General features: G+C 40.7%; 9 protein-coding genes. 5 read left to right on the forward strand and 4 right to left on the reverse strand.

Going from position 1 to position 13,156, the window contains the following annotated elements; genetic code table 11:
• Window position 1: 1 nt before the first annotated feature.
• From BLT94_RS16975 to BLT94_RS16990, 4 genes are all read left to right on the forward strand, one after another.
• Window positions 2-892 (forward strand): DUF350 domain-containing protein, encoded by an 891-nt coding sequence (locus BLT94_RS16975; protein WP_092236723.1) that lies wholly within the window; start codon window positions 2-4, stop codon window positions 890-892.
• Window positions 893-1,006: 114 nt separating this feature from the next.
• Window positions 1,007-2,689: a polyamine aminopropyltransferase gene (locus BLT94_RS16980; RefSeq protein ID WP_092236724.1), complete on the forward strand. Its 1,683-nt coding sequence runs from the start codon at window positions 1,007-1,009 to the stop codon at window positions 2,687-2,689.
• 244 nt (window positions 2,690-2,933) lie between these two features.
• Window positions 2,934-4,445 (forward strand): ABC transporter substrate-binding protein, encoded by a 1,512-nt coding sequence (locus BLT94_RS16985; protein WP_175530393.1) that lies wholly within the window; start codon window positions 2,934-2,936, stop codon window positions 4,443-4,445.
• A gap of 297 nt (window positions 4,446-4,742) precedes the next feature.
• The gene (locus BLT94_RS16990) at window positions 4,743-5,768 is read left to right on the forward strand and encodes an ion channel (protein ID WP_175530394.1); all 1,026 of its coding nucleotides are present in this window, start codon (window positions 4,743-4,745) and stop codon (window positions 5,766-5,768) included.
• 9 nt (window positions 5,769-5,777) lie between these two features.
• Here the strand turns inward: BLT94_RS16990 and BLT94_RS16995 are convergent, their stop codons facing one another.
• The 4 genes from BLT94_RS16995 to BLT94_RS17010 form a co-directional block, all read right to left on the reverse strand.
• Entirely contained in the window at window positions 5,778-6,983 is a 1,206-nt protein-coding gene (locus BLT94_RS16995; protein WP_092236733.1) for an MFS transporter, read from the reverse strand.
• Entirely contained in the window at window positions 6,971-8,833 is a 1,863-nt protein-coding gene (locus tag BLT94_RS17000; protein ID WP_092236736.1) for an ATP-dependent helicase, read from the reverse strand. The genes BLT94_RS16995 and BLT94_RS17000 overlap by 13 nt, the downstream gene beginning before the upstream one ends.
• Before the next feature lie 106 nt (window positions 8,834-8,939).
• Window positions 8,940-10,295 (reverse strand): phosphomannomutase/phosphoglucomutase, encoded by a 1,356-nt coding sequence (locus tag BLT94_RS17005; RefSeq protein ID WP_092236739.1) that lies wholly within the window; start codon window positions 10,293-10,295, stop codon window positions 8,940-8,942.
• 10 nt (window positions 10,296-10,305) lie between these two features.
• Window positions 10,306-11,133 (reverse strand): undecaprenyl-diphosphate phosphatase, encoded by an 828-nt coding sequence (locus BLT94_RS17010; protein ID WP_092236742.1) that lies wholly within the window; start codon window positions 11,131-11,133, stop codon window positions 10,306-10,308.
• A 241-nt stretch (window positions 11,134-11,374) separates the two neighbouring features.
• On the opposite strand from BLT94_RS17010, the gene BLT94_RS17015 reads away from it, so the two are divergent.
• Complete coding sequence (locus BLT94_RS17015) at window positions 11,375-13,120, forward strand: hybrid sensor histidine kinase/response regulator (RefSeq protein ID WP_175530395.1); 1,746 nt, start codon at window positions 11,375-11,377, stop codon at window positions 13,118-13,120.
• Window positions 13,121-13,156: the final 36 nt, after the last annotated feature.

The following is a 13,156-nucleotide window of genomic DNA, read 5'->3' on the forward strand; positions in this document are numbered from 1 at the left end:
AATGGATATAGCTGTAACGCTCGAAGGGTTAGGTCAAGGATTTATCTATGTTGTCATTGGTATCCTGTTTATATGGCTGGTTAAAAAAATAGATGACTGGCGAACCAGGGACTTTGATGATGATGTGCATATTGATGACGGAAATATTGCTGTAGGGTTGAGAAGATCAGGTCTCTATTTGGGTGTTGCCATTGCATTGTCGGGTGCCTTGGGCGGATCTTCAAAAGGTTTTTTTCTCGACCTGAGCCACTTGCTGATTGACGGTTTTATAATTACGCTATTTATGTTTTCATCCCGTTTTATAAATGATTATATCATGCTGGGCTATATCAACAATGACCAGGAGTGTGTCAAATCATTTGTGCAGCCTGATGGACGCAAAGTTGTCGGAAATACTGCGGTAGGCATGGTTGAAGCCGGTATGTATGTTGCCACGGGATTTATCCTTAACGGCTCCATCTCCGGAAGCGGAGGAACTTTTATCCAGAGCATTGTCAGCGCAATTCTCTTTTTTATACTGGGCCAGCTGGCCCTGTTGATTTTCGGGTTTCTTTACGAGCTTACCACCCCCTTTAATGTTAAAAATGAGATCAAAAACAATAATCTGGCGGCAGGCATCGGCCTTGGCGGCATCCTTATCGCCCTGGGCATTATTCTTATGTCCAGTATTTCAGGGCCGTTCACGGGATGGGCCAATGATCTGACAAGTTTTGGTGTTTATGCGGTTTATGGAATTTTGATGCTGTTGATTTTTAGAATTGTGATAGACAAGCTGTTGCTTCCCACAACCGATATTGCCACGGAAGTCAAAGAAGACAGGAATGTTGCGGCTTTGATTGTTGTGGTAAGCGCCATTAATGCGGTTGCTATAATCATCGCGTTTTCCATGTAACTGACACGGGCAAACCAGGCCGTTTTTTTACAAAAATCAGGTGACCCTGATTTGCCCATAATTAATATTGCAAGTTTCTGTCTGGATTTTTAAAAACCTGCATATAAAAAAAATATGACAAAAAGAAGCGTTAAGACCAATTTTGCATCCGTACTGCTTTGTGCCTGCATGTTTGCAAGCGGTGCCTGCGGAATTATTCTTGAATATATCCAGGCAAGCCTTGCCTCCATGATTTTAGGCAATTCTTTTGAACAATGGGCCATGGTCATCGGACTTATGCTGTTCTGGATGGGATTTGGCAGCCTGATCCAGGCACAGGTTTCCAAAAAAAATCTTATTTATACCTTTATCGGTGTTGAAACCGGCCTGGCCCTTGCCGGAGGATTTTCCCCCACCCTGACTTACATCGCATATGGATATACAGCCCATTACAGCCTGGTTCTCTATTTTTTCGTCAGTTTCATCGGCATCATGATCGGGCTTGAAATTCCCGTTATTATACGGATCAACAATGATTTTAGCAAAGAATTGTCCACCAACCTGGGTAATATTTTGAGTGCTGATTATATCGGCAGCCTGATCGGGTCCCTTGTCTATGTGTTTATCCTCTTAAGATTCACGCCCATTACGGAAGCTGCTTTTTTAACAGCAGGTGTTAACTTTTTTCTGGCATTTATCACCTTTGTCTATTTTTCAAAAAAAGGCCTGTTAAAAAAAGGGATTTTTATTCCGCTCATCATGGTGGCGACTTTTTGTGCTGTTTTGTACGGATATCTCAACAACCGGGAATGGAACATAAAAATTGAGCAGCCTTTGTATGATGATCCCATTATTTTAAGCCATCCCACCCAATACCAGCATATCGCCATCACCCATTACAAGCCTTTTGATGAAGTCAGGCTGTTTTTAAACGGGAACCTTCAGTTTTGCAGCACGGATGAACAGCGATACCATGAGCCAATGGTGCATCCTGTCATGAATCTTGTTTCCGTCACAACAAAAGTCCTTATTCTCGGCGGTGGCGACGGTTGTGCCTTAAGAGAAGTTTTAAAATATAAAAGCGTAAAACAGATCCTGTTGGTGGACCTGGACCCTGAAATGACCCGCCTTGCCAAAACCCATCCCGTTTTAAAACGAATTAACAATGATTCTTTTAAAGACGCCCGTCTTGTAACCATGGTGGGCAAGGGTATCAGTCCGGGGATCAATAAGCGGCTTTATATTGAAACCCCCAAAAAAAACATTTACACAAAACAGGCCCAAACCCAAAAACTTGCGGATGTAAATGTCATGAATGTGGATGCGGATAAATTTTTAAGTGACATACCCGGCTTTTGGGATGTTATCATTATTGACATGCCCGATCCGTCCACACCTGAACTGACCAAGCTTTATTCCAAAGAATTTTACAAAAAAGTAAAACAGCATTTATCGCAGCACGGGATGATGGTGGTTCAGGCAACATCGCCCTATCTTGCAAAGGAAAGCTTTCTTTGTATTGGAAGAACCCTTGAAAGCGCGGCTTTTTCCATCCTTGCCTTTCATGAAAATGTTCCAAGTTTCGGGGATTGGGGATGGTATCTGGCCTGGCATCCAGATATTAAAAAAGAAAAAATTATGGGCAGAATAGAGCATTTGGCGATTGATGTGCCCACAAGGTTTATCACCCCACAGGTTTTTAAAAGTGAACTGGTGTTTGGCAAAAATGCGCTTTTCACAAATAGCCGTCAAATAAACACCCTGCTTCATCCTGCACTTTTAAGCATTTATAATCACGACTCCTGGCTGCTGGAATAACGGGATAATTGCAAAAGCAATATATACATTCAAGGCAGTTAAGAATAATAAGAATATTTTTGTTTACAAATTCAATATCTCTTTGAATCCAGGTGGTTTTTTGTTACTCTGAATAACGCCATGGCGGATTGACTTGCCACAACAAGAAATGAAAAAGGTCTTATTCCAACAAGTTAGAGCTTCTTTCATAGGAAAACTGCCACGAGCAGACCTTGTATTTTTCCATCCAATGCTGGGGGGCAAAATGAAGTTAACTCAAAAAATATTTTCACTTATTATCGTGATGGTAATATTTTCATTTTCTCCTCTTTTTGCCAAAACATTGAGGGTTGTTAATTTTTCAGCCGATATTCCCGCAATCACCTCTTTGGACAATTTTGATCCGGATTCGTATTCCGTGGTGACTCAGATTTTTGACAGCCTTGTCCATCTGGATTTGAATGGAAAAAGGGTTCCAGGATTAGCTGTATCCTGGAGGATGTTGAACAAAACCACTTATCAGTTTTTCTTGCGAAAAGGGGTTAGATTCCATAATGGAGAGCCTTTTGATGCACAAGCTGTTAAATTCACATACGATTATATCATTGATCCGATCAACAAAGCCGGCAATGCCTGGATCTTGTCCCCCATAAAACAAATTGAAATTATTACGCCCCATAAGCTGAAAATTCATCTTAAACACCCGGATGGAATGTTTTTATACAGGTTGACCATGTTTGGTGCTATTTGTCCTCCAAAATATATTAAAGAAAAAGGAATCCAAGCGTTTTTTAAACATCCCGTGGGAACCGGACCCTTTAAATTTGAACAATGGGAAAAGGGAAAAAAAATTGTACTTGCTAAAAACCCGGACTATTGGGATAACAAAATGCCGTTCATCGACAAACTGGTATTTAAGATTATACCGAAAGACCAAGGGACTGAGGCATTATTAAACGGTGATGTGGATGTAAACACCAATCTTGATCCAAAAGACATTGAACGGGTACAAGAAGCCGGTTTTAAAATCATGAAAAGGCTTGTATTGCAAGGGTATTGGGTGCTTATAAAAAATCATGGCCCGTTAAAAGATGTTAGAGTCAGGCAAGCTATCAATTATGCTGTGGATAAAAACAAACTGATCAAGGTGCAAGGCGGAGGATTCGGCGTGCCGCTGGCCTCGCTGGGAAAATTTGGTGAGATTGGAAAAAACAGCACTTTAAAACCCTATGCCTACGATATAAAAAAAGCCGGGTCTCTTTTAGCCGAGGCCGGATATAAAAACGGGTTTGATCTGGATATGATATCCATAGAGCAGGCCATACCTTTATCTGAAGCGATCCGGGCCGACTTAAAAAAAATCGGGGTCAAGTTAAATATAGAAATTGTCTCAAGGCCTGATTGGGCTAAAAGAATTATGGAAGGGAAAAGAAGCGGCAGTCCTTATCCGGGTCATATGGCTGTAAATCTGGTGGACAACCCGATTATGGATTTGTCGTTTCACGCAGGCCTTTTTTTAGCCAGTGACAGTCCATGGTCTATTATAAGAGATGATACCTTTGATAAAAAATTTTTGTTTGCCCTGTTTCAATCCGCTTTCCTGGGTCATACCAAACAACTAAAACTGCTTGATAAATATATCCATGACCAGGCCATGATGCTGTTCACTTTCCAACCGGTCCGGGTATTTGCCATGAAAAGCAATATTACAATGCCCGGAATCGGACTAAATGGACATATTGATTATTTGGTATTTTCCCGGACAATCATGCAATAATGGATGTTAAACTGTTGGCCGTGCCTTTTTCCCTGCTTTATGGTGTGATAGTTGCTTTTCATTAATATGTACCTAACAGGACTGTGAATAAACCACGATATTGCAAATGGATGTCAAATGATATAATTTACCAAAGCTATGGTTTACAATGCTTTGGGGGAATGCATTGTATAAGAAAGTCTTTAAAAATCCAAACAAAGACTTTCATGTTTTGTTATGGGCAAACCAAGGAGACAAAATTGTTGTAAAAAATGGCCAGGTCTGCCCGTGCCAGTTAATTGAATTGAGAGATTGGTTTTGATTTATTTTATAAAGTACCTGATAAGGGTAAAACTTAAAGGCAAGGGAATTTACCTTGTTTTTGCCTACATGCTTCTTCTATTGATATCAAGCTTGCTGATTACGCTTGTTGAACCTGCTGATTCAGCTTTGACCCATTTTGACCAGGCACTGTGGTGGAGTGTTGTGACCAGTACAACTGTAGGCTATGGGGATATGTTCCCCGTCTCCAATCCAGGCAGGATTGTCGCGGTTATCTTGCCCATGTTCATGGGTATCGGCCTTGGTGCGGCATTTATTACCCATTTTGCGTCCTCGTTGATTGAAAGGAGAGATAAAAAGATGCATGGAGAAAAAAGATACAAAGGAACAGATCATATTTTGATCGTGGGGTGTACAACTGAAACAGAACAACTGGTTGAAGAGATCAGAAAAGACGAGACATATGCAGACCAGGATATTGTCCTTTTGGACGACATACCCAGGCATCCGTTTCCGGATATGGACAGGGTTTGCTTTGTCAAAGGCAGTCCTGATACCCTTAACAAACTCAACAAGGCAAATGTAAAACAAGCCGCAAGAATAATTATTCACACAGGCAACGACGAAAAAAACCTGTTTGCCCTGATCAATGCCCTTGAACTGAAACATCAGGCGTGCGAAATTACGGTTCGCTGTATTTCAACCCAGTCTCTGGACACCTTTTCAAGTGTTCAGGGTGATTTTCAAATCATCGTGCAGATGACGGCTGAAATGATGGTGCAGGCCATGCAGGACAAGGTGCATATCCCGTTACAGATCCTGTTGAAAAACGATGCACAAGAAGAGATATATTATGTGCTTGTTTCTAAAACCATCCCAAATCTCACATGGTGGGTTCTGCATGATTATCTCAAAGACAAATACAATTACCTGACCTTTGCCATGCAAACCACTGACAACAGGGTAATGGTCAACCCGTCCAAAGAAGAAACCATTTCAAAGGGAGACGGGATATGGCTGATGGCTCAGAAAAGACCGCTTCATATCACATGGCCGTCTTAAGGCCGAAGCTTATTTTTGAAAATCAGCTTTTTTTATAAAAGAATTTTTATCCGCCATGATAAAAAAAACAAGGGTTCCAAAGGCCATAAAAATCATGCCACAGGGGAAAGACAATCGCAAACTGAAAAAATCCATGACCAGCCCGGCAGCCATTGAACCCGTGAGCATTCCCAGGCTGTGGGCAACGGTTATGATTGATATGACCGATCCCATGGCTTTTTTTTCATCCCCTTTTATAACGGCATAACCCATAATTGCCGGCATGGAAATGCCGCCGCCTACCCCGAATATTGAAATGGCAACAACCAGGTCATAAAAGCAGGACGCCCGGAACAGCAGCAGCATCCCAATAGTTGACAAGATTCCCCCCGCAAGAATCATCATCCTTTTGTTTGCCCGGTCTGCCACATGGCCCATTGGAATATTAAGAATACCGGATACAAACACACCCAGCATGACAAGCACGCCTGTCAAGGAACCTGAAAGGTTAAATTCCGTATCGGCAAACACTGGAAGAAAACACCAGATGATCCCGATGCATGAGGTATAGGCATACCTGAATATAAAAATGGAAAGAATACTTTTATCGGTTAAAAGATTTGACCATGGAATCACACCTGTTTTTAAGTTTTTTGTTTTTTCTTCAGTTGTGGGAGGCAATAAAAAAACACACAATAACAGGCCAATGCCGGACAGCACTCCCATACACATAAACGCAGCATCCAGGGACCACAGATCTTTTATTCCGCCCCCCATCAAAGGCCCCAGGCTCAAACTCAAAAATGAGGACAGGTTAAACAATCCCATGGCATACCCTTCGGAGCCTGCCGGTGTGATCTCCCCGACATAGGCCTGAACCACCGGCATAATCATGGCTGATCCAGCCCCTTGAATAAACCTCAATATAATCAGTGTTTCCACATTGTTTGAAAACATAAAGGCAATGGAAATAAGTGTATAGATAAACAGCCCTGCCACAATAAAGGGCTTTCGTCCTTTTTGATCGGACAATCTTCCGAACAAAGGCATAAGAAAGGTCCTGGACAAGGAAAATGATCCGAATATCAGCCCCACATATATGCCTGTGGCCCCAAGGTCATTGGCATACACGGGAAGAAGAGGCACCACAATGCCCACCCCGGTAACCGTTGAAAAAATCGCAAAAAACAAGGTGACAAAAATACCTTTATGATCAGACGGGATTAGGATAAGCACTCCTGAATCTGATCAATAAAACGGCTTCTTCTTGCAAACTCCCCTTTTCTGTAACTTGTATGGGTCAGGTATAAAAACCGTTCAGCCCTTGTCATTGCAACATACATCAGGCGTCTTTCCTCGAAAACAGCATTATCCCCCGCATCAATGGACCTCCAGTGGGGAAACAGGCGTTCTTCGCACCCTACAATAAATACGGTATCATATTCCAGTCCCTTGGCTGAATGAATGGTAAGAAGGGATACTCCTGAGGAATCCTGGTCGTCATCGTCTTCTTTATCCTCTCTGATCAAGGCTGCATCCTCAAGATATTCCAGAAGATCATTTTTGGACCTTGCCGTATAAATCAATTGTTCGATATTTTCTTTTTTTGAAACAAACTCGGCAGTTGTTTTGACTTTCTTCTTAAGATACTCAAAATAATCGGTTTTTTCCAGAACAACTTCCATTGCCCGGGCAGGTGCAAGATCAACTATTTCATCTAAAATCTCAAGAACCATGGAAAGGTTTTCATGTATTTTCTTGGTTAACACCCGATCCTTGACCATAATTCTGGCGGCATCCTGAAGGCTTGTTGTTTCGGTTCGCATGGCTGCAATTTTTTTTATCATTGCAGGTCCGATTCCCCTTTTGGGGGTATTGACTATCCGCTCAAACGAGACATCATCGCCGGGAAAGAATGCAGCACTCAAATAGGAGTTGATATCCAGAACTTCCATTCTTTCAAAAAATCCCTGGGCTCCTTTTAAACTATAGGGTATACGGTATGACCTGAAAATTTTTTCAAAGAGCAGGGAACAAAATTTTGTTCTGTAGACAACGGCAATATTATCAAAACCGATTCCCTGGCCCTGACGGTTTAGACCTTTTATCCTTTTGGCAACCCATTCGGCTTCACGCGAATCAGATATAAAATCATAAATTTCAATCACCCCGCCTTTTTTTTGGGAAAAGCATTTTTTTTCCATTTTATCCGGGTTATGGTCGATCAAATCATTTGCTGCCTGGACAATTTCATTTGCTGACCGGTAATTTTCTTCCAGTCTGAAAATTTTTGCGTCCTTGTATTTTTCAGGAAATCCGATAAAATGATTCACATTGGAACCCCTGAAACCATAAACAGCCTGCCAGTCATCCCCCACACAAAAAAGATTCCTGTGTTCGCCTAAAAGCAGGTTGGTTAAATCTTCCTGAAGGTTGTTGGTGTCCTGGTATTCATCCACAAGAATATAAGAAAAATATTTTCTATAATAGTCCCGGATTTGCGTATGATCCCTTAACAGATCCCTTGCCTTTAAAAGGATATTATCAAAATCCACGCTGTTCATCTCTTTTAAACGCTCTTCATACTGGTCATACAGATCTTTAATATTGATGCTGAAAAGGCCGGGTTTTAAATCAAAATATTTTTCCGGGTTGCCAAAATTTTTTGCCCTGGAAATAGCAGATAAAATTTTATTGGCATTTTTTTTTTCAACATTGTTTTTCACACACAATTCTTTGACCAGTTTTCCCTGGCTGTAGACTGAAAACACCTGTATGGGAGATTTATAACCTGCTTTTTCACAATGCTGTTTTAAAATCATCAAACAGGCGGAATGATAGGTTCTTACCCATTCAAACGCGTGATTCTTCAGGCCTGTCATCTCAATAAGCCGGGATTTCATCTCTTCTGCGGCTTTGTTGGTAAAGGTGATGGCTAAAATTCTTTTGGGATCATGACCAATATTCACCAGGTGGGAAAATTTAGCTGTCAAGGTTCTGGTCTTGCCGGAACCGGCTCCCGCAACCACAAGTGCCGGGGAACCGGTGTGATTTACTGCATTCTGCTGCTGTTCGGATAACTGCATAAAAATTGCATGATAAGATTTTAACCTTGCAGACTCAACTTTTCAATTTGGCAGACCCTATCCGGATATTGCCAGCTTACAAAAATTGAGTTTCAAATTTAAAACCCTATTTTATCTCCTCTATAATGGTTTTTAATACGGATTCTATCTCATGTCTTATTTCATCGCGTCTTTTTTCGCTCAATGCTTCAAATCGAAGAACCAGGGCAGGCTGGGTGTTTGATGCTCTGACAAGCCCCCATCCGTCATCATACACGGCCCTTAGACCGTCAATGTCAATCACTTTTTGCCGGGCCTTGAAATAGGCAACGATTTTATCCACAACGGCAAATTTGATCTCATCCGGGCACTCCACGCGAAGTTCTGGTGTTGTGAAGGTTTTGGGAAGATCCTGGATCAGTTCGTCAACCCCTTTGCCTGTATCTGCCATGATTTCCAGCAGGCGGCAGGTGGCATAAAGGGCATCGTCAAATCCCAGATACCGGTCCTTGAAAAACATGTGGCCGCTCATTTCACCGGCCAGCGCGGCATTTTCCTCTTTCATTTTTTTCTTGATCAACGAATGGCCGGTTCGCCACATGATGGCCTTGCCGCCATGTTTGCGAATATCATCATACATGACCATGGAGCATTTGACTTCAGAAATAAAGGTCGCACCGGGGTGGCGTTGAAGGATTTCCCTGGCATAAATCACCATGAGCTGGTCCCCATAAATCACCTCACCATTTTTGTCCACAACGCCTATTCTGTCAGCATCTCCGTCATATCCAACCCCCAGGTCAAGATTTTTTTCTTTTACCAGCCGTATCAAATCAGTCAGATTTTTTTTCTGGGTGGGATCTGCTTCATGGTTGGGAAATGTTCCGTCCATATCGCAATATATGTGGTGTACCTCACAACCCAGTTTTTCCAGGACCGGAAGAGCCGTGACGCCACCTGTTCCATTGCCGGCATCAATGCCTATTCTGATGGGGTGTTTGATATGAATATTATTTAAAATATAATCTTTATAAGGCGTGATGACATCTTTTGAGGTTACCTTGCCATCGCCTTGGACAAAGGCGTTTTTTTCAATGGCAATACGAATGTCCTGCAGTCCCTGACTGTGAATGGAATCAAGACCGTTCATCAGTTTAAACCCGTTGTATTCTGGGGGATTATGGCTTGCAGTCACCATGGCCCCGCCGTCAAGATTTAAATGCTGTATGGAAAAATACAGCACAGGTGTAGGACAGGTTCCGATGTCAATAACATCGCAGCCCGTGGAAAGGATTCCACGGATAAAAAGGTTGCTGAATTGTTCAGAGGTCTGCCTGCAATCTCTTCCAACGGAAACTATTTTTTTATTCTGGTTTTTTAAAAGCGTGCCATAGGCCTTGCCGATACTGATCACATCGTCTTCTAAAATATCTTTGCCTGAGACACCTCTTATGTCATATTCTCTGAAGATTCCCGGATTCATGATTTTTCCTTTAAATAATTTTTGATAAAAGGACCAATGACCCTGCGAGCCAACAATAAGGGGCAAACAGATGAAATTTGCCCGAATGAACCAATCTTAAAAGTAATTTTAAAGCAATCAATCCTGTTATAAATGAAGCAATTGTAGCATACAGGATCACAGGATCAATGATCAGATCATTTTTTATGATATCCTTTATGCTCAAAATTTCAGCACCAAATATGGCTGGGATGGACAAAAGAAAAGAAAATTTAGCTGCCATCTGACGGTTAAGCCCCATAAACATACCTGCTGCAATGGTGGTCCCTGACCTGGAAATACCTGGAATAACTGCAAGCCCCTGGCAAAAGCCAATGAAAAGTGAATTTTTTACGGCATTTTTTTTTTCTGGACGGCCAATGACATAATAATTTTTGGACAGCCATAAGACAGTTCCCGTCAATATCAACATAAAACCCACCAGAATCTCCGATGTAAATAAAATATGTTCAAAGTTTTTCAAAAAAAGTCCGATAAGCGCTGTCGGAACAGAACCTGTCACAATTAATCCTGCCAGTTGAAGATTTTTATCTTCTTTGATCAGGTGTGAAACAGGTTTAAAAAAAACCGCTTTTGAAAAAAAATCAAACAAAGACAAAATCATTGCCATAATATCAGACCTGTAGACCACAAATACCGCCATCAATGTTCCCACATGAACACTGATGTCAAATGTGAGCTGGGAGTGTTTAATCCCAAAAAAAATTTGCCCCAATACAAGATGTCCTGAACTGCTTACAGGTAAAAATTCCGTAAGTCCTTGTAAAATACCGAGAATGATTCCCTGATGATATTCCATGTTTTTCAAAGTTTCTTTTTATTTATTATGGTCAACAAAACAGCATTCGTATATAATTCTTAAGCTTAAATTGCAAGATATTAAAAAAGCTTGGACTTTTAATTTTTTCTCAATAACTTTCACAGGTAGACTTGCTCTTTCACCCATGTTTGCCAACAATAAAAAATGAAGGTCACTGTTTGAATTTTTTAAGACTTTCATATAAAAACGATTTATGAATCCTAAATGGAGACACGATTATATGAAAAATTCAGGGTTGAATTTCAAGCAGAAAAATTATAGCACTTTCAGCGAAAAAATAGCCCGGGTGGCAAATCTCTTTCATCTTCTGGGCGTGGATTGCAAAAAAAATATTGATATTATTTTGGAACAGACCTGCCATATCCTTGATGGCGCTTGTTCTTTGTATTGCCGCATGGATGATAACCAAAAATCCTTAAAATTATGGGCCGGTTACAAAATTCCCAAGGGATTTGATGAAATTTTTGATGTGCAGGATTCTTTCTTCCGGAAAACAACGATTAAAGACAAAAACACTCCTGTTATTTTTTCTGACCTGAAAAACACCCCATTTTTCGCGACAGATCCAATCATATCAAAATACAATTTAAAGTCTTGCCTTGGATTTCCCGTAACGCTTAAAAACAAGATCATTGGATTGCTTTGTATTTTGGACATAAAAACAAGATTTTTTACAACGCAGGAGGTTCATTGTATTCAAACCCTTGCAGCCTCACTTAAACTTGAAGAAGAACGCCTATATATTGAAAATGAACGTCTGGATCTGCAACAAAAAGCCTGTGAAGAAAAAGAAAAATATCTCCTTTTTCTGGAAAAAAAACTTAAGCGTTCTGAAAAAATAAAACTTATCAGCACTGTAGCAGGCGGTGTAGCCCACGATTTGAACAACATCCTGTCCGGATTAGTCAGTTATCCTGAACTGTTATTAATAAAGCTGCCTCCTGACAGTCCTTTCAAAGAATACATATCCTTGATCCATGATGCAGGTCTCAAAGCTGCAGATATAGTGCATGATCTTCTTACTCTTACAAGAAGAGGCATCCCCAATCAAATTATTATCAATCTTAATAAGGTTATTTGTGAATATGTTAAAGGCTCTGCCCATAAGCGGCTTGAAAAAAATCATCCTCAAATAGAGTTTAAAATAAATTCAGCTGAAGACCTTTTAAATATAAGCGGTTCCCCCTCACATATATTAAAAGTGATTATGAATCTTGTGATAAATGCTGCCGAGGCAATAAAGGGAAAAGGAACTGTGACCATTGAAACGTTTAATAGGTATATTGATATGAATTCCAACAAATACGACACCCTTCTTGAAGGCGATTATGTGGTGTTGAGAATCATGGATGATGGTGACGGCATACCGAAAAAAGATTTAAACCGTATATTTGAACCGTTTTACACAAAAAAACAGATGGGGCGAAGCGGATCAGGCCTGGGGCTTTTTGTTGTATGGAACTGTGTCAAAGACCATATGGGATATATTGAGGTTAACAGCAAAAAAAATGAATTTACTGTTTTTGAACTTTATTTTCCAGCTACCCGAAAAAAAGCAGACAGTGATCCGAATGACTTTTTCATTGATAATTTCAAAGGATCAGGACAGACTGTTCTGGTCGTTGACGATAGTTATGAACAAAGAAAAATCACCCTGGATTTACTTGAAATGCTTGGATACACACCTTCGGCAGTTTCAAGTGGCAAAGCAGCTGTAGCTGTTTTAGAAAAACACCCCTTTGATTTGATTTTACTGGATATGGAAATGGCACCCGGAATTGATGGCCTTGAGACATATAAACGAATTTTAAAAATAAATCCCATTCAAAAAGCAATCATTGCCACTGGTCTTTCAAAAAATGAAAAGATTAAAAAAACCCTGATGCTGGGGGCTGGTCACTATATTAAAAAGCCCTATACCATTGAAAAATTAGCCTGCACACTTAAAAACGAATTAAATAGCTGATACAAGTATCGGCATGATTTTTTTTTAAAGACAAGG

The sequence above is a fragment of the Desulfobacula phenolica genome (assembly GCF_900105645.1).
Lineage (GTDB): Bacteria > Desulfobacterota > Desulfobacteria > Desulfobacterales > Desulfobacteraceae > Desulfobacula > Desulfobacula toluolica.

Bases quoted from the DNA above. Each gene is read 5' to 3' on its own strand.
- BLT94_RS16975 (WP_092236723.1), top strand. From the start codon at position 2: ATGGATATAGCTGTAACGCTCGAAGGGTTAGGTCAAGGATTTATCTAT.
- BLT94_RS16980 (WP_092236724.1), top strand. From the start codon at position 1,007: ATGACAAAAAGAAGCGTTAAGACCAATTTTGCATCCGTACTGCTTTGT.
- BLT94_RS16985 (WP_175530393.1), top strand. From the start codon at position 2,934: ATGAAGTTAACTCAAAAAATATTTTCACTTATTATCGTGATGGTAATA.
- BLT94_RS17000 (WP_092236736.1), bottom strand. From the start codon at position 8,833: ATGCAGTTATCCGAACAGCAGCAGAATGCAGTAAATCACACCGGTTCC.
- BLT94_RS17005 (WP_092236739.1), bottom strand. From the start codon at position 10,295: ATGAATCCGGGAATCTTCAGAGAATATGACATAAGAGGTGTCTCAGGC.
- BLT94_RS17010 (WP_092236742.1), bottom strand. From the start codon at position 11,133: ATGGAATATCATCAGGGAATCATTCTCGGTATTTTACAAGGACTTACG.
- BLT94_RS17015 (WP_175530395.1), top strand. From the start codon at position 11,375: ATGAAAAATTCAGGGTTGAATTTCAAGCAGAAAAATTATAGCACTTTC.